Annotated in this window: 17 protein-coding genes; 9 read left to right on the top strand and 8 right to left on the bottom strand. The window is 69.0% G+C overall.

All coding sequences use genetic code 11. The annotated features are described in order from the left end of the window. Window positions 1-159: 159 nt before the first annotated feature. Window positions 160-1,632 carry a replicative DNA helicase gene (gene dnaB, locus ACZ4Z3_RS21400; protein WP_468502484.1) on the top strand — a complete coding sequence of 491 codons (1,473 nt, stop codon included), beginning with the start codon at window positions 160-162 and terminating at the stop codon, window positions 1,630-1,632. 68 nt (window positions 1,633-1,700) lie between these two features. After that, a complete protein-coding gene (locus ACZ4Z3_RS21395; protein ID WP_468502483.1) occupies window positions 1,701-3,089 on the top strand; it encodes a serine hydrolase domain-containing protein in 1,389 nt (462 codons plus the stop codon). Between the two features lie 74 nt (window positions 3,090-3,163). Here ACZ4Z3_RS21395 and ACZ4Z3_RS21390 read toward each other — a convergent pair whose 3' ends face one another. Beyond that, the gene (locus ACZ4Z3_RS21390; RefSeq protein WP_468502482.1) at window positions 3,164-3,616 is read right to left on the bottom strand and encodes a GNAT family N-acetyltransferase; all 453 of its coding nucleotides are present in this window, start codon (window positions 3,614-3,616) and stop codon (window positions 3,164-3,166) included. Between the two features lie 9 nt (window positions 3,617-3,625). Further along, entirely contained in the window at window positions 3,626-4,084 is a 459-nt protein-coding gene (locus ACZ4Z3_RS21385; RefSeq protein ID WP_468502481.1) for a MarR family winged helix-turn-helix transcriptional regulator, read from the bottom strand. A gap of 138 nt (window positions 4,085-4,222) precedes the next feature. Here ACZ4Z3_RS21385 and ACZ4Z3_RS21380 point away from each other — a divergent pair, with 138 nt between their 5' ends. Then, a complete protein-coding gene (locus ACZ4Z3_RS21380) occupies window positions 4,223-5,431 on the top strand; it encodes an MFS transporter (protein WP_468502480.1) in 1,209 nt (402 codons plus the stop codon). Between the two features lie 37 nt (window positions 5,432-5,468). Here the strand turns inward: ACZ4Z3_RS21380 and ACZ4Z3_RS21375 are convergent, their stop codons facing one another. Continuing rightward, entirely contained in the window at window positions 5,469-6,335 is an 867-nt protein-coding gene (locus ACZ4Z3_RS21375; protein WP_468502479.1) for a GNAT family N-acetyltransferase, read from the bottom strand. Between the two features lie 178 nt (window positions 6,336-6,513). Between ACZ4Z3_RS21375 and ACZ4Z3_RS21370 the strand changes: the two genes are divergently transcribed. Beyond that, window positions 6,514-7,146 carry an HAD family hydrolase gene (locus ACZ4Z3_RS21370; RefSeq protein ID WP_468502478.1) on the top strand — a complete coding sequence of 211 codons (633 nt, stop codon included), beginning with the start codon at window positions 6,514-6,516 and terminating at the stop codon, window positions 7,144-7,146. A gap of 420 nt (window positions 7,147-7,566) precedes the next feature. Continuing rightward, window positions 7,567-9,021 (top strand): globin domain-containing protein, encoded by a 1,455-nt coding sequence (locus ACZ4Z3_RS21365; RefSeq protein WP_468502477.1) that lies wholly within the window; start codon window positions 7,567-7,569, stop codon window positions 9,019-9,021. A gap of 43 nt (window positions 9,022-9,064) precedes the next feature. Here the strand turns inward: ACZ4Z3_RS21365 and ACZ4Z3_RS21360 are convergent, their stop codons facing one another. The 5 genes from ACZ4Z3_RS21360 to ACZ4Z3_RS21340 form a co-directional block, all read right to left on the bottom strand. After that, the gene (locus ACZ4Z3_RS21360; protein ID WP_055514539.1) at window positions 9,065-9,547 is read right to left on the bottom strand and encodes an NUDIX domain-containing protein; all 483 of its coding nucleotides are present in this window, start codon (window positions 9,545-9,547) and stop codon (window positions 9,065-9,067) included. A 74-nt stretch (window positions 9,548-9,621) separates the two neighbouring features. Beyond that, window positions 9,622-10,524 (bottom strand): LysR family transcriptional regulator, encoded by a 903-nt coding sequence (locus ACZ4Z3_RS21355; protein ID WP_468502476.1) that lies wholly within the window; start codon window positions 10,522-10,524, stop codon window positions 9,622-9,624. A gap of 184 nt (window positions 10,525-10,708) precedes the next feature. Then, window positions 10,709-11,854 carry a cystathionine gamma-lyase gene (locus tag ACZ4Z3_RS21350; RefSeq protein WP_468502475.1) on the bottom strand — a complete coding sequence of 382 codons (1,146 nt, stop codon included), beginning with the start codon at window positions 11,852-11,854 and terminating at the stop codon, window positions 10,709-10,711. Next, complete coding sequence (locus tag ACZ4Z3_RS21345) at window positions 11,851-12,342, bottom strand: low molecular weight protein-tyrosine-phosphatase (protein WP_468502474.1); 492 nt, start codon at window positions 12,340-12,342, stop codon at window positions 11,851-11,853. The genes ACZ4Z3_RS21350 and ACZ4Z3_RS21345 overlap by 4 nt, the downstream gene beginning before the upstream one ends. Before the next feature lie 9 nt (window positions 12,343-12,351). Next, on the bottom strand, window positions 12,352-12,729 hold the full coding sequence (locus ACZ4Z3_RS21340; RefSeq protein WP_468502473.1) for a phage holin family protein: 378 nt from the start codon (window positions 12,727-12,729) through the stop codon (window positions 12,352-12,354). A gap of 57 nt (window positions 12,730-12,786) precedes the next feature. Here ACZ4Z3_RS21340 and ACZ4Z3_RS21335 point away from each other — a divergent pair, with 57 nt between their 5' ends. From ACZ4Z3_RS21335 to ACZ4Z3_RS21320, 4 genes are all read left to right on the top strand, one after another. Continuing rightward, window positions 12,787-13,104 carry a cupin domain-containing protein gene (locus ACZ4Z3_RS21335; protein WP_033530837.1) on the top strand — a complete coding sequence of 106 codons (318 nt, stop codon included), beginning with the start codon at window positions 12,787-12,789 and terminating at the stop codon, window positions 13,102-13,104. Window positions 13,105-13,263: 159 nt separating this feature from the next. After that, window positions 13,264-13,476, top strand: a complete 213-nt coding sequence (locus ACZ4Z3_RS21330; protein WP_468502472.1) for a DUF5326 family protein — start codon at window positions 13,264-13,266, stop codon at window positions 13,474-13,476. A 773-nt stretch (window positions 13,477-14,249) separates the two neighbouring features. Beyond that, a complete protein-coding gene (locus ACZ4Z3_RS21325; RefSeq protein WP_107463042.1) occupies window positions 14,250-14,975 on the top strand; it encodes an IclR family transcriptional regulator in 726 nt (241 codons plus the stop codon). 98 nt (window positions 14,976-15,073) lie between these two features. Further along, window positions 15,074-15,511 (top strand): SsgA family sporulation/cell division regulator, encoded by a 438-nt coding sequence (locus ACZ4Z3_RS21320; protein WP_055520475.1) that lies wholly within the window; start codon window positions 15,074-15,076, stop codon window positions 15,509-15,511. Window positions 15,512-15,519 lie beyond the last annotated feature (8 nt).

The following is a 15,519-nucleotide window of genomic DNA, read 5'->3' as shown; positions in this document are numbered from 1 at the left end:
GGGCCTACGGTGGTGCGGCGCCCACTCCCTCGGCAGACCGCGGAAATCCCGCAAATCCGACGTGCCACAACCGGAGTTGGGCCTCTCATTTGTCAGTGTCGTGCCGTAGAACTGAGAAGCACGGCGAGGTCCGCTCGGCGGACGGGAGGAGGTCGCTCGGTGAGCATTTCCGAGCCCCTGGACGACCCGTGGGCCGACAGCGGACCCAGTGATCGTCTGCCTGCCTCCCGACGACGCCACGACGGCGGCCGGGGACGGGACGATCAGCACGACCGCGGCCGGGACAACGGGGAGTGGGAGGGCGGGGGTTCGGCCTTCGAGCGTGTGCCGCCGCAGGACCTCGACGCGGAGCAGTCGGTCCTCGGCGGCATGCTGCTCTCCAAGGACGCCATCGCCGACGTCGTCGAGATCCTCAAGGGCGCCGACTTCTACAAGCCGGCCCACGAGACCATCTATCAGGCGATCCTCGACGTCTACGCCAAGGGCGAGCCCGCCGACCCCATCACCATCGCCGCCGAGCTCACCAAGCGCGGCGAGATCACCAAGGTCGGTGGCGCCTCCTATCTGCACACCCTGGTGCAGACGGTGCCGACGGCGGCGAACGCCGAGTACTACGCGGAGATCGTCCACGAGCGCGCCGTCCTGCGCCGTCTGGTCGAGGCCGGCACCCGCATCACCCAGATGGGATACGCGGCCGACGACGACGTCGACGAGATCGTCAACAGAGCACAGGCGGAAATCTTCGCGGTCACCGAGCAGCGCACCACCGAGGACTATCTGCCGCTCGGCGACATCATGGAGGGCGCGCTCGACGAGATCGAGGCGATCGGTTCACGTTCCGGAGAGATGACCGGTGTGCCGACCGGCTTCACCGACCTCGACCAGCTCACCAACGGGCTCCACCCCGGTCAGATGATCATCATCGCGGCCCGTCCCGCCATGGGTAAGTCCACGCTGGCGTTGGACTTCGCTCGTGCCGCCTCCATCAAGAACAACCTGCCGAGCGTGATCTTCTCGCTCGAAATGGGCCGCAACGAGATCGCGATGCGTCTGCTCTCCGCGGAAGCGCGCGTAGCCCTGCACCACATGCGCTCCGGCACGATGACCGACGAGGACTGGACCCGGCTGGCCCGCAGGATGCCGGACGTCTCGGCCGCGCCCCTCTACATCGACGACTCCCCGAACCTGTCGATGATGGAGATCCGAGCCAAGTGCCGCCGTCTGAAGCAGCGCAACGACCTGAAGCTCGTCATCATCGACTATCTGCAGCTGATGCAGTCCGGCAAGCGGTCCGAGAGCCGTCAGCAGGAGGTCTCGGACATGTCGCGAAACCTGAAGCTGCTGGCCAAGGAGCTGGAGTTGCCGGTCATCGCGCTGTCGCAGCTCAACCGTGGTCCCGAGCAGCGCACGGACAAGAAGCCGATGGTCTCCGACCTGCGTGAGTCCGGTTCCATCGAGCAGGACGCCGACATGGTCATCCTGCTGCACCGCGAGGACGCCTACGAGAAGGAGTCCCCGCGCGCCGGCGAGGCGGACATCATCGTGGGCAAGCACCGTAACGGTCCGACGGCGACGATCACCGTCGCCTTCCAGGGCCACTATTCGCGGTTCGTGGACATGGCCCAGACCTGATCGGACCGCCCGCCCGTCCGGAACGAAATGTGCTCGACGTGCGTGGCCGGGCCGGGTGGACTGAGCACATGACACAACTTTTGGAAGAGCTGCTTCCCGCCACCCGCCGGGCCCTGCTGCACCGTATCGCCGTCGCTCAGACCGAGGGCCGCGCGCCGTCCTTGATTGCCGCGATCGTGCGAGGCGGCAGGACGGTGTGGAACGGGGCGCGGACCTCCGTCGACGGGCATGCGCCGGACGCGGACGTGCAGTACCGGATCGGCTCGATCACCAAGACCTTCACGGCGGTGCTGGTCCTGCGCCTGCGGGACGAGGGCCTGCTGGATCTCGGTGATCCGCTGGAGAAGCATCTGCCCGGCACCAACGCGGGGGAGGCCACCATCGCCCACCTGCTCGCCCACACGGGCGGGTTGGCGGCCGAGTCACCCTCCCCCTGGTGGGAGAGGACCCCCGGCTCCCTGCGTCCGGAACTCGCAGACGTGCTCGGCGAGGAGCCGCACCGGCATCCCGTCGGCCGCCGCTTCCACTACTCCAACCCCGGTTTCACGCTTCTCGGCGCGCTGGTCGAGCGGGTGAGGGGCGCCTCCTGGGAGGACGTCCTGCGGCGCGAGGTGCTCGAACCGCTGGGCCTCACCCGCACGACGTGGCACCCCGAGGCGCCGCACGCCGGTGGGTGGGCCGTTCACCCCTGGGCCGATGTGATGATGCCGGAGCGGGTCGAGGACCTCGGGAAGATGGGGCCCGCAGGGCAACTCTGGTCGACCGCAGGGGACTTGGCGCGCTTCGCCGCGTTCCTGGCCAAGGGTGACGACCGGGTGCTGGGCGCGGCGTCGGTTCAGGAGATGCGGACGCCTGCCGCTGCCGTGGGAGACGCCGCCGATGTGTCGGCAGGCTTGGCGTACGGGCTGGGCATGCAGATCCAGGCCCGGGACGGCCGGTTGCTCGTCGGCCATGGAGGATCGGTACCCGGCTTCCTCGCACAGCTGACCATTGCCGTCGAGGACGATGTGGCGGCCGTGGTGCTGGCCAACTGCACCTCCGGCCCGGTGGTGTCGGAGGTGGCCGCCGATCTGGTCAGTATCGTGGCGGAGGCCGAGCCGCGGATCCCGGAGCCGTGGCGTCCGCTGCCCGAGGTCGACCAGTCGGTGCTGGAACTGGTGGGGCCTTGGTACTGGGGGACGCACAGCTTCGTGCTGCGGCTCGTGGCCGGCGGGGATGTGTCGTTGGAGCCGTTGTCGGGCACGGGGCGCAGCGCTCGCTTCCGGCGCGATGACGACGGCGACTGGACCGGTCTCAACGGATACTTCGCGGGAGAGCGACTGCAGGCCGTACGAGGGCCAGACAAGCGCGTGAGTCATCTGGACGTCGGCTCCTTTGTGTTCACGCGTCAACCGTACGAGGAGGGCGCTCCGGTGCCCGGTGGGGTGGATCCCGAGGGGTGGCGCGGGATCGCGTAGTCAGCCACAGGGGGGTGGGGTCCTGGCGCGATGTTTCACGTGAAACAGGGCCCCCTGCCCATCACCGGGTGTGCTCAGAGCGGAAGCTTGAAGCCCACATGGGTCGCCTCGAAGCCGAGCCGCTCATAGAAACGGTGGGCGTCGGAGCGCGTGACGTCGGACGTCAGCTGAACCAACTGGCACCCCTGGCGTCGTGATTCGGCGATCGCCCACTCGATGAGGTGGGTGCCGAGCCCACTCCCGCGCTCATCCGCATGGACGCGCACGCCCTCGATGATCGACCGGGTGGAGCCGCGCCGGGAGAGACCGGGGATGATCGTCAACTGAAGTGTGCCGACGACGCGGCCTTGGCGTACGGCGACCATCAGGTGCTGGTGGGGGTCACCGCTCAGGCGCTCCAGGGCCGCGAAGTACGGCGTCAGATCGTCCGGCGACTCACGCTGGGCGCCCAGCGGGTCATCGGCGAGCATGGCGACGATGGCGGCGATGTCGTCCTTGGCCGCCGAGCGAATTTCAAGATCTTCCATGCCCGCACCCTACGCAGGTGCGTTCAGTGACTCCACGGCGCGGACCAGGGGGGCCAGTTCGGGGTTTTTCGCTGCTTCGTCCAGCGCCTCGCGCAGTGCGGCGTCGTTGGTGGGCCGGGCCTCTGCCAGGAGCTTGAGCCCGGCCTCGGAGACGTCGGTGTAGATGCCCCGGCGGTCGGTCGGGCACAGGTAGCGCGACAGCAGGCCGCGGTCCTCGAGCCGGGTGACAAGGCGGGTGGTGGCGCTCTGGCTGAGGACGACCGCATCGGCCACCTGCTTCATCTGCAGGTGCCCGCCCTCGCCGTCGTGCTGGCGGCTCAGGACGTCCAGCAGGGAGTACTCGCGCACGCTCAGACCGTGCCCGGACTGCAGTGCGCGCTCGATGCGGGTCTCGATCCTCCCGTGCAGCAGGGAGAGAGCGCACCAGCCCTGGGCGAGGGCCGTGAGTGCGGGGTCCGTAGCTGTCATCGGTCTCCTCCGTCCCGGAGCGGTTCACCTCAGGATAGGCCACTGACGCAATAAGCCAGCTCAGGCAGGAATAGCGCGTCTGCAATTATTGTGTACGCTTGAATACCGCACCTGCAATCTTCTGAAAGGTACGACCTCATGCCTCTCGCGCTGCTGGCCCTGGCGATCGGGGCCTTCGGGATCGGCACGACGGAGTTCGTGATCATGGGGGTGCTACCGGAGGTCGCGGGCGACTTCGGCGTCTCCATTCCGACCGCCGGCTTCCTCGTGACCGGCTACGCGCTCGGCGTGGTGCTCGGCGCCCCGATCATGACCGCTCTGGGTACGAGGGTGTCCCGCAAGCGGATGCTGATGCTGCTGATGGGCTTTTTCGTCGTGGGGAACCTGCTCTCGGCCCTCGCGCCCACCTACACGGTCATGCTGCTCGGACGGGTGGTCGCCTCGCTCGCTCACGGTGCCTTCTTCGGGATCGGCTCGGTGGTCGCCGCTGATCTGGTCGCTCCGGACCGGAAGGCCGGTGCCATCGCGATGATGTTCAGCGGTCTCACCGTCGCGAACGTGATCGGAGTGCCCCTCGGGACACTGATCGGACAGTCCCTGGGCTGGCGGGTCACCTTCGCCGCAGTGGCGGCACTGGGCGTCGTGGGCCTGCTGGGCGTCGCCCGGCTCGTCCCCGACATGCCCAAACCGCAGGGCGTGTGCCTGCGCCATGAACTGGCAGCCTTCAAGAACGTCCAGGTCCTGCTCGCCATGGCGATGACCGTGCTGGGCTTCGGCGGGGTCTTCGCCGCCATCACCTACATCGCGCCGATGATGACCCACGTGGCCGGCTTCGCCGACGCCTCCGTCACCTGGCTCCTCGTTCTCTTCGGTCTCGGCATGGTCGCCGGCAACCTCGTGGGCGGCAGGTACGCGGACCGTGCGCTCATGCCCATGCTGTACGTCTCGCTGGGCGCCTTGGCCGTCGTCCTCGCGCTGTTCACCCTCACCGCCCACGACAAGGTCGCCGCGACCGTGACCGTCGCGCTGGTCGGCGCGTTGGGCTTCGCCACCGTGCCGCCGCTGCAGAAGCGCGTCCTCGACCAGGCGCAGGGCGCGCCCACCCTGGCCTCGGCCGTCAACATCGGTGCCTTCAACCTCGGCAATGCGCTCGCCGCCTGGCTCGGCGGCATCGTCATCGACGCGGGCTTGGGTTACACGGCACCCAACTGGGTCGGAGCCGCCCTCGCGGTGAGCGCCCTCGTGCTGGCGTTCCTCTCGGCGGCCCTGGAGCGCAAGAGGAAGGCGCCGAGCACTGTTGTGGTCGGCGGGGCCGTGGCCGACCGGCGGACGGCCGTGCACCGCTGACAGCCGTGCGTCGGCCGTGCCCGCCCGGCTCGAGCGCTCAGCCCGCCGCCACGGTCAGTGGAGCGTATCGGCGGGACCAGTCGCCCGGCAGCTCGGAGATCCCGTGGGTCATCACCGCGTTGAAGGCGATCGACTTCAGGCCGTGTTGCTTCACCCACGCCAGCAGTTCCTCGTGGCGTACGTCGATGTCCGTGCGGAGGGGGAGCGCGGTATGGGCGGCCAGGGACGCGATGAGGGCTTTCGCCGTCCGTGTGTCCCGGGCGATCAGGGGTCCGACGACCTGGGTGTCCATGTTGGGCCAGGCGGCCGCGTAGCCGACGACTCGGCTGCTCTCCTCAGCGACGCGGATCTGATCGGCGAAAGCGGGGAGCCGGGTGAGGACATGGGTGCGGTCCGTGCCGAACACCTCACCGTCGAGCCGGACGATCGTCGTGAGGTCCTCGGCGGTGGCCGGGCGGGTGGTGACAGCGGGATCGACCCCGTCACCCGAGAAGTGTCCCCGGACCATCTCCGCCCGCCCCGTGACCTTGAACCCCAGCTCCTCGTAGAGCGGCTGCCCGTTGGGCGTCGCGTGCAGCGTCAGCGGAGTCGTCCCGGACTCGGTGATGACGTGGCGCATCAGACGGCGACCGATGCCCTGCCGGGCGTGCCGCTCGGCCACCAGCACCATGCCGATCGCCCTCAGGTCCGGGCGGCCCGCCGCTCCGTACTCGGTCACCACGCAGGCGGCGACGAGGCCACCCTCCGGATCGTCGATGCCGTACCCGGCCCCGGCTGCCAGCAGCAGCCCCCACTTGTGTTCTTCGCGGGGCCAGCCCCGGTTCTCGGACAAGTCGGCGCAGGCGGTGAGATCGCGCGGGGTGAGACGGCGGATGGGCAGAGTAGCGGGGGAAGGTGTCGGCACGCGGGCCAGGCTGTCCGACGCAGGACCCTGACGTCCACCGGATTGCTGGGAGACGTACGCGCTTTTGGCCATCTCGCCCACAACCGCACAGCGCGCGGACAGATGTTTCACGTGAAACAGCAACGCGCAGGCACACCCGAGCAGGCGTGAAGCGCCAGGCTGGCTAGCCTCGGCCGCTATGACGCGACTGCACCTGTTCGATCTGGACGGAACCCTGCTGCACCGATCGGCAGCGCCTGTGGAGATCTCCCGGCAGCTCGGCCTGGACCACGAGATCACCGAGCTCGAACGGGACTTCGTGACCCGGCGTATCGATTCACGGACGTACGCGCAGCGCGTCCATGGTCTGTGGACCGGGCTCACCGAGATCCACGTCGCCGCTGCCTTCGAGGGGGCACCCTGGCTCCTCCGTATCAGGGACACCTGGGCCGAGATCCGGGACAGGGGAGAGTACTGCGCCGTCATCTCCCTCTCACCCTCGTTCTTCGTCGAGCGGCTGACGGCATGGGGTGCGCATGCGGCGTATGGTTCGCTCTTTCCTCGAGTGCCCTTCACCGAGCCGGTGGATCCGGCAGGGATCCTCACCCCGGCGACCAAGGTCGAGGTCGCGGATCGCCTCTGCGCGCGCTTCGGACTGACCCGCGCGGACTGTGTCGCATATGGCGACTCGCTGTCCGACGCCGACCTTTTCGGCTCCGTGCCGGTCTCGGTCGCCGTCAATGCGGATCAGCATCTGGTCGAGCTGTCCACGCACTCCTACACGGGGCAGGATCTGTGGGATGCCTATGAATTGGTGCGCCGCGCCCGGTAATTGAAGGAATCACTGATTCGCCCCTGTTGAATTCCCGCCGGGGCATGGGGGGACTTGTATGTGGCGCGCGTGCCGGTAGGGTCGAGTCCGGTTCGTGTCCGAAGCGAGATGTAGTCGTCTCATCCTGCGGGTACGAACACAGTCCAATGCAGCCTAACCGGACAGAGAGATCGAAGACCCGCGTTCACCGTTGTGGAACGTGGGCGTTGGTGTGCTGTGGAACGCTGCCACATATTGCTGCGGCCCACGTCACACTCTCGCCTACTTGTCCGTACGGTGCGGGAAGCCGGGTTGAATGTGGCCGCATTGGTCAAGGGGGAACACAACGGGGAAAGCAAGGCCGTCCGCGGGGGAAACATGCGACCTTCCGGTTGAGGGAGTGCGCAGATCGACCGAAAGATGCTCGAGGCGAGGCACACCATGGACGCTCCGACCACCACCACGTCGGCCGGCAACGGCGCTGCGGGGGACAGTGACGGAGGCAGCTGGTTCACACCGCGCACCCAGCCGTCCCCCGACGGGGACCAGGAGATCGAGGGCAACCGTCTCGCCGGGCTGCGTCCCGTGGGCCGCTCCCAGGGGCCGTCGACCGGGCCGCAGCGGACCCCGGACGTGGCTGCCCCGGAGCGAATACCCCCTTTCCAGGGCCCACCGTCCAGCCCTCCGCCCCCACCGGCCGCCGTCGGCGAGGAGCACGGCTCCGAGCAGTCCGTCTTCGAGGCCCGGGTCCCCACGCCCCCCGCGGGCCGCACCCCCGAGGCCTCGCCCGACGCCGTGCTCATCCGGCGGACCATGGCCGAGGTCGGGCCCGTCGCCGACAAGGTCACCTCGTACTTCTACGCGCTCCTCTTCGTCCAGCACCCGGACCTGCGCTCCCTCTTCCCGCCGGCGATGGACGCCCAACGGGACCGTCTGCTCAAGGCACTGCTGACCGCAGCCGAGCACATCGACAACACCCCCGTCCTCGTCGACTACCTCCAGAACCTCGGCCGAGGCCACCGCAAGTACGGCACGCAGCCTGAGCACTACCCGGCGGTCGGCGAGTGCCTGATCGGCTCCCTGAGCCGTTACGCCCCCACGACCTGGGACGACGAGACCGAGGCGGCCTGGGTCAGGACGTACACCACGATCTCTCAGGTGATGATCGACGCGGCCGCCGCGGACGAGCTGCGTTCCCCGCCGTGGTGGCTCGCCGAGGTCGTCTCGCACGAGCTGAGAACAGCCGACATAGCGGTCCTCACCGTCCGGCCGAACCAGCCGTATCCGTTTCTCGCCGGACAGTACGCCAGCGTGGAGACTCCCTGGTGGCCGCGGATCTGGCGGCACTACTCCTTCGCCTCGGCGCCCCGCTCGGACGGACTGCTGTCGTTCCATGTGAAAGCGGTCCCGGCGGGCTGGGTCTCCAACGCGCTCGTGCACCGTGCCCGCCCCGGCGACGTCATACGGCTCGGTCCGCCGGCCGGTGCGATGACCGTCGACCACAGCAGCGACAGCGGACTGCTCTGCCTGGGCGGCGGTACCGGCATCGCCCCCATCAAGGCCATGATCGAGGACGTCGCCGAACGAGGACGGCACCGCCCGGCCGAGGTCTTCTACGGGGCCCGCAGCGACCAGGACCTCTATGACATCGACACTCTGCTGCGACTGCAGCAGAGCAACTCCTGGCTGAAGGTCCGGCCGGTGGTCGATCGGCACGGGCTGCTCCAGTTGCCCGACGCCATACGCGAATACGGACCGTGGACGGAGTACGACGCATACCTCTCCGGTCCGCCCGGGATGATCCGCAGCGGTGTGGACGCGCTCAGGGGTGTGGGTGTGCCGTCGGACCGCATACGCCATGACTCGGTGGAGGAACTGGTGGCCGCCGGCGACTGAGCTGGAAGCCCGACGGGTCGGGACGGGCAGCTTCAGCTGCCCGTCAGCCCAGGTCAGGCGCGTGCATCGCGCGGACGCCCTCGATGTTCCCGTCGAGGTAGTGCCGCAGGGACAGCGGGACGAGGTGGACGGAGGCGATCCCGACCCGGGTGAAGGGCACCCGCACGATCTCGTACTCGCCCAGCGGCTCGTCCACCTCGGGGCCGTGTCGCTTCGACGTGTCCATGGATTCCAGACGGCAGACGAAGAAGTGCTGGACCTTGACCCCCGTCGCGCCACCGTCCTCACCGATGTGTTCGACGGTGTCGACGAAGCAGGGCACGACATCGGTGATCTTGGCGCCGAGTTCCTCGTGCACTTCGCGATGGAGCGCGTCGACGACGGTCGTGTCCTCCGGCTCGACCCCGCCACCAGGCGTGAGCCAGTAGGGGTCGACACCCGGTTTGGTCCGCTTGATCAGGATCAGGTCGTCGCCGTCGAGCAGGATGGCGCGGGCGGTGCGTTTGACCACGGGTCGGACGGTCATGGGAGAAATGTGGCCCGTCATGTTCCACGTGAAACATCGCCCGACCACGGAAGTGAGCCACGGCACCCGCTGCCTCAGGACCACCCCACCGCGGTGCGCAGCAGCCACTCGTGGGCCCGGGCGATGTGCGGCATGGCCAGAGTGCCGGTACGGACCACCAGGAAGTACGTCCGCAGCGGCGGCACCGCCGGCTCGAGAAGCGCCACGACATCGCCGCGGTCCAGGGCGTCGACGCAGAGATAGCGGGGCAGCACGGCCAGACCTCCCCCGGAGATCGCGCAGGCCAGCACCGCGCGCAGGTCCGGGACGACCACCGTGCCGGAGGCGGCGGGCCGGGAATCGAAGACCGAGGCCCAGTAGCGCGCGATGAACGGCAGCGACTCGTGCACCTCGACGACCGGAAGCCCTTCCAGCAGGTGCGCCTCCTTCGGTTGCAGCTTGCCGGGGCCGATGCGCTCGGCCCACCGCGGGGCGGCGACCAGCACATGCTCCTCGTCGCAGAGGGCGGTCGCGGTCAGCAGGGCACCGCGGGGCTGCGCGGTGGTGATGGCCAGGTCGTGGTGGCCGGCACCGAGGCCCTCCAGCGTCTCGTCGGCGTTCCCGAAGGACACCCGCAACGCGAAGCCCTGGCCGTCGTCGATGAGTTCCGTGAGAGCCGGCAGGACGCGCTCGGCCGTGAACTCCGGGGGACCGGCGAGATGGAGGGTCCCCAAGGAGGCATCGTCGTCGAGGCCCGTCTCGGCGATCTCCATCAACGCATCGAGATGAGGGGCCGCCTTGTGGGCGAGTTCGTCGCCGATGGTCGTCGGCGTCACGCCCCGGGCCTGGCGCAGGAACAGAGGGCGCCCCAGCTGCCGCTCCAGGGTGCGGATCTGCGAGGTCACGGCCGGCTGCGAGAGGCCGAGCAGGGCCGCGGCACGGGTGAACGAACCGGCCCGGTGCACAGTCACGAACGTACGCAGTAAGGCCAGATCCATGGTCGCCCCTTCGCCGCCCCGGAGCGCCCAACTATAAATAAGTCGATAGGTCTCTGTCGCTACTGTGATTGGACACTGACACAGAGTCAACTAGCCTTGGTCGCGCGGTTCTTCGCGCGCGGAACCGGGGCGGTCCGAGCCACGAGGGGGGAGGCTCGGACCGTCCGTTGTACGTAGCGGAGTACTAGCCGGTAGCCACGGCGAGAGCCCGCAGGACATCCGCCACCAGATCGTCGGTGTCCTCCGCGCCGGCCGAGAACCGGATGAAGCCTTCCGGCACCGCGTCCCCGCCCCACCGTCCACGCCGCTCGGCAGTCGACCGCACCCCGCCGAAGCTCGTGGCGTCGTCCACGAGACGCAGCGCGTCAAGGAAACGGTCGGCACGCGCGCGCGTGGGCAACGAGAACGAGACGACGCATCCATAGCGCCGCATCTGCTGCGAGGCGATCTTGTGGGACGGATCGTCCCCCAGCCCCGGATACCGCAGTCCGGTGACCTCGGGGCGCCCCTTCAGCGCCTCGGCGACGGCCAAGGCGTTGGTGCTCTGCCGATCGGCCCGCAGCTGGAGCGTGGCCAGTGAACGGTGCGCGAGCCAGGCCTCCATCGGGCCGGGGATCGCTCCGACGATCTTGCGCCAGCGCCGCACGGCGGCCATCAGTCCGGCATCGCGCCCGACCACATAACCGAGCAGCACATCACCGTGCCCCGTCAGCTGCTTGGTGCCGCTGGCCACCGCGAAGTCCGCGCCCAGCTCCAGCGGCCGCTGTCCGAGCGGGGTCGCCAGGGTGTTGTCGACGGCGACCAGGCAGCCCCGCTCGTGCGCCGCCTCGCAGAGCCGGCGGATGTCGCACACGTCGAGTCCTGGATTGGACGGCGTCTCCACCCACAGCAGCTTGGCGCCGTCCAGGGCGTCGAGCTGGGCATCGCCGCCCGTCGGGGCGCTGCGCACCTCGACGCCGTACGACCGCAGCTGCTCACCGGCCAGCGGCAGCACGTTGTAACCGTCGCTCGGCAGGACGAGGACGTCTCCGGAGCGCAGCTGGGAGAACAGGACCGCGGAGATCGCGGCCATGCCCGAGGCGAAGGCGAGCGTCTCGGCCTCCTCCCGGCCGGGCGCCTCCAGCTCCCCGATGGCTCGCTCCAGGAGAGTCCAGGTGGGGTTCTGGTCCCGCCCGTAGGCGTACGGGCCCGTGGGGTCGCCCGGCAGGTGGTAGTGGGCGGCGAAGACCGGGCCCGGAAGGGTCGGCTCATGCTTGACGGGTTCGGGCAGCCCGACGCGGACGGCTCGTGTGCCCTCGCCCAGCTCCGGGGCGGGGTTCTCCTCACTCATGCGGCATGTCCTTCCACCTGCTCGCGTACGGCGGTCAGAAGGCCCTCGCTCGCGGCCTCCACCAGCTCGAGGCACTCCTCGAAGCCGTCCATGCCACCGTAGTAGGGGTCGGGAACGTCGAGGTCGTCTCCCGAGGCGGAGTCGTAGGAGCGCAGCAGACGGACCTTGTCCGCGTCCTCCGGGGTGGGCGCGAGGCGGCGCAGCGCCTTCATATGACCCGCGTCCAGGGCGACGACGAGGTCGAGGCGGGAGAACCACGAGGCGTGGAACTGGCGCGCGGTGTGTCCGCTGCCGTAGCCGTGGGCCTCCAGGACACTGACGGTACGCGGATCGGCCGGCTCGCCCTCGTGCCAGCCACCGGTGCCCGCACTGTCGACCTCGACCAGGCCGTCGAGTCCGGCCTCTTCCGTACGGGCTCGGAAGACGGACTCGGCCATCGGCGAGCGGCAGATGTTGCCGGTGCAGACAAAGCAGACGCGGTAGGTCATCTCACAGCCTCAGTCGGCGTCGGGCAGGACGAGGTGGAGTGCCCAGGAGACGATCGAGATGATCAGACCGCCCAGGACGGCGGTCCAGAAGCCCTCCACGTGGAAGCTCAGATCGAGCTTGTCGGCCAGCCAGGAGGTGAGCAGCAGCATCAGGGCGTTCACCACCAGCGTGAACAGGCCCAGGGTGACTATGAAAAGGGGCAGTGTGAGGAGCTGGACGAGCGGCTTCACCACGGCGTTCACCAGCCCGAAGACGAGCGCCACCAGCAGCAGCGTGCCGACCTTCTTGCCCGTGCTGTCCCCGGTGAGCGTGATCTCGTCGAGCAGCCAGACGGCGACGGCCAGTGCGCCCGCGTTGGCGATCGTCTTGACTAGGAAATTCATCATGTGTCTGATCGTGGCAGAACGGATCGGTACGAGCACCGGGCAGGGGCGACAAAGTCGATGAAGGCATTCCGCTTGGATGAACTGGAGGCGGAGCGCGCCGCCAACGACGGCGCCTATCTGCAGTTCCTGCGCGAACGGAACATGTCGGTCGGTCTCTACGCGCTCGACGCGGGCGAGCTCGACCCGCAGCGGCCGCACAGTCAGGACGAGGTGTACCTCGTCGTGAGCGGTAGGGCCTCGCTCACGGTCGGCCTGGAGACCACGCAGGTGGCGCGAGGCAGCGTGGTCTACGTGCCCGCCGGGGTCGCCCACAAGTTCCACCACATCACCGAGGATCTCCGGGTCGTGGTGGTGTTCTCTCCGCCGGAGGGCTGAGCTCCACTTCCGGGTTCCCTAGGGGAACGATCAGGGACGGACAAGGGGTGCGAAGCCCCCGGACGCCCCCTGCGCGGCCCTAGCATCGGTGGCAGGACATGAAGGGACCCGGAACCAGTGCCCGAACGAGGGCCACGGGCGGAGACAAGGAGCAAGGCGATGCGGGAGATCTTCGCGGGGATGCCGTGGTGGGTGAAGTGGATCGCGGTGCCGGTCATCGCCCTGGTCGTGTTCGGCGGGCTGATAGCCAGCATCCTCCAGGTCGTGTTCGGCCTGCTGTTCAAGGTGCTGGTCTTCGTGGCCCTGGTCGGCGGACTCATTTATGTCGTACGGAAGTTCACGGCGAGTTCGTCGTCCCGTGGCGACTGGTGACGCGTCAGCACGGGGGAACGGCTGAGGCGTGAGTGAGTGAGGGCTGGTCAGGGCGCGGCGGTAACAGGAACGTGAGGTTCCCTCGGCCGGGGGAAGTTTCCCGTCGGGGCCGTCTGCGCACGGTGGCGGGCGGTTAGAGTCCGGGAACTCGTCGCGGGCTCCACCCCGCGGGCGGCGCACCCCCTCCCGTGTCCCCCGCACGGGCGGCCCTCCTCGCGCTTCGGGAGTGACCCTTGGCCACGGCTGACACCGCACCCGCAGAACCCCTCTTCCCACCGGCCCGGCCGCGCTCTCTGTCCACACCGGCCGCCGGCCCACCCGCACAACCGGGCCCCCGATCGACCCCACTGGTCGGTGCTCCCGGACACCCGCGCACCCGCTCCGCCGAACCGCCCACCCCGCCGTCGCAGCCGCGTACGGCCCCGTCCCAACCGCGCGCGACCCCCTCGAAGCCCGCCGCACCACCGGCTCAGCCGCGCACCTCACCGGGCGAGGACAGAGCCCGCCCCACCCAATCCCCTCCGGCGCCCCGGACAGTGCCCTCACCGACGACCGCGCCACAGTCGACACGGACGCCAGCGCTGCCGCCCAGGGCATCTACACCTGAGACATCGACGGAGTCGGCACCCACGCACGAGTCGGAGCCGGCCACCGAACCCGCCCGTCCCGCAGCACCGCCTCACGCGCCCAGGTCGGGACGAGGAGCGCGCCCATCGGCCCCTCCGGCCCCATCGAGCGTGCCCGACCCGCAGTCGGGGACCCTCATCGGCTCCGTGCAGCGGGCGATGCGGTTGCTGGAGGCCGTCGCCGAGCGAGAACACGGGGCACCGGCCAAACAGTTGGCGCGGGACGCCGGACTCGCCCTGCCCACGGCGTACCACCTGTTGCGCACCCTGGTGCACGAGGGCTATCTCCGCCGGGAGAAGGGGCTGTTCTTCCTCGGCGAGGCGGCGGAACGGCTGAGCAGCAGCGGAGCGCAGCAGAAACGTCGCAGCACTGTCGACGAGGCCCTGGCGCACTGGCGGGACACCATCGGCGCCCCCGTGTACTTCGCGATCTACCGGGACGGCGAGATCGAGGTCAAGTGCGTCGCCGACAGTCCGAGCGCCCCGGCGGTCGAGGAGTGGGCCGATTTCCGGGAGACGGGCCACGCGCACGCCATCGGACAGTGCCTGCTGTCCCAACTCGGTGACGAGGCCCGCCGCGACCACCTGGAGCGCTACCCCGTACAGTCGATCACGCCGTACACAGTGCGTGACAACGAGACGCTGCTGCGGCGCCTGGACCGTATCGGACGGATGGAACCCGTCGTCGAGCGCCAGGAGTACGCCTTGGGGACGGTCTGCGCCGCGATTCCCATCACCGCGGGGACGACCGCCGCGACCCTGGCCCTCTCGCTTCCCGTGCACCAGGCAGACCGACTGCTGCCCGCGGCGCATCAGTTGCAGACCGAGATCGGAATGCTGCTAGGGACACTCGCGATCTCTATCAGCATCTGAAAAATCACTCCTTGTGATCTCCCGTGTACTTTCAGCAAACTTCCAGGAGCGTCAGGCAGATGTTTCCTGGCCAGTCGACCAACATGGCGGGGTAGGCGATGCGCGAGTCGGTACAGGCAGAAGTCATGATGAGCTTCCTCGTGTCGGAGGAGCTCTCCTTCCGCATCCCGGTGGAGCTGCGCTACGAGACTTGTGATCCCTATGCCGTACGGCTCACTTTCCATCTGCCCGGTGATGCTCCGGTGACCTGGGCCTTCGGCAGGGAACTGCTCATCGACGGCGTGGGCCGGCCCTGCGGGGACGGGGACGTGCACATCGCGCCCGCCGATCCGGAGACGTTCGGCGAGGTGCTGATCCGGCTCCAGGTGGGCAGCGACCAGGCGCTCTTCCGGGTGGGTACGGCGCCGCTGGTGGCCTTCCTGGACCGCACGGACAAGCTTGTGCCGCTCGGGCAGGAGCGTTCCCTGGCTGACTTCGACACCCTGCTCGACGAAGCGCTGGACCGCATCCTGGCGGAGGAGCAGAGCGCGGGCTGACCCATACG

It is taken from the genome of Streptomyces sp. NPDC030296 (assembly GCF_055572815.1).
This window is presented reverse-complemented; position numbering and strand designations above follow the sequence as displayed.

Excerpts from the sequence above, each read along its gene's own strand:
- ACZ4Z3_RS21395 (WP_468502483.1), top strand. The coding sequence starts at position 1,701 with ATGACACAACTTTTGGAAGAGCTGCTTCCCGCCACCCGCCGGGCCCTG.
- ACZ4Z3_RS21390 (WP_468502482.1), bottom strand. The coding sequence starts at position 3,616 with ATGGAAGATCTTGAAATTCGCTCGGCGGCCAAGGACGACATCGCCGCC.
- ACZ4Z3_RS21385 (WP_468502481.1), bottom strand. The coding sequence starts at position 4,084 with ATGACAGCTACGGACCCCGCACTCACGGCCCTCGCCCAGGGCTGGTGC.
- ACZ4Z3_RS21380 (WP_468502480.1), top strand. The coding sequence starts at position 4,223 with ATGCCTCTCGCGCTGCTGGCCCTGGCGATCGGGGCCTTCGGGATCGGC.
- ACZ4Z3_RS21370 (WP_468502478.1), top strand. The coding sequence starts at position 6,514 with ATGACGCGACTGCACCTGTTCGATCTGGACGGAACCCTGCTGCACCGA.
- ACZ4Z3_RS21365 (WP_468502477.1), top strand. The coding sequence starts at position 7,567 with ATGGACGCTCCGACCACCACCACGTCGGCCGGCAACGGCGCTGCGGGG.
- ACZ4Z3_RS21360 (WP_055514539.1), bottom strand. The coding sequence starts at position 9,547 with ATGACCGTCCGACCCGTGGTCAAACGCACCGCCCGCGCCATCCTGCTC.
- ACZ4Z3_RS21355 (WP_468502476.1), bottom strand. The coding sequence starts at position 10,524 with ATGGATCTGGCCTTACTGCGTACGTTCGTGACTGTGCACCGGGCCGGT.
- ACZ4Z3_RS21350 (WP_468502475.1), bottom strand. The coding sequence starts at position 11,854 with ATGAGTGAGGAGAACCCCGCCCCGGAGCTGGGCGAGGGCACACGAGCC.
- ACZ4Z3_RS21345 (WP_468502474.1), bottom strand. The coding sequence starts at position 12,342 with ATGACCTACCGCGTCTGCTTTGTCTGCACCGGCAACATCTGCCGCTCG.
- ACZ4Z3_RS21340 (WP_468502473.1), bottom strand. The coding sequence starts at position 12,729 with ATGATGAATTTCCTAGTCAAGACGATCGCCAACGCGGGCGCACTGGCC.
- ACZ4Z3_RS21335 (WP_033530837.1), top strand. The coding sequence starts at position 12,787 with ATGAAGGCATTCCGCTTGGATGAACTGGAGGCGGAGCGCGCCGCCAAC.
- ACZ4Z3_RS21330 (WP_468502472.1), top strand. The coding sequence starts at position 13,264 with ATGCGGGAGATCTTCGCGGGGATGCCGTGGTGGGTGAAGTGGATCGCG.
- ACZ4Z3_RS21320 (WP_055520475.1), top strand. The coding sequence starts at position 15,074 with ATGCGCGAGTCGGTACAGGCAGAAGTCATGATGAGCTTCCTCGTGTCG.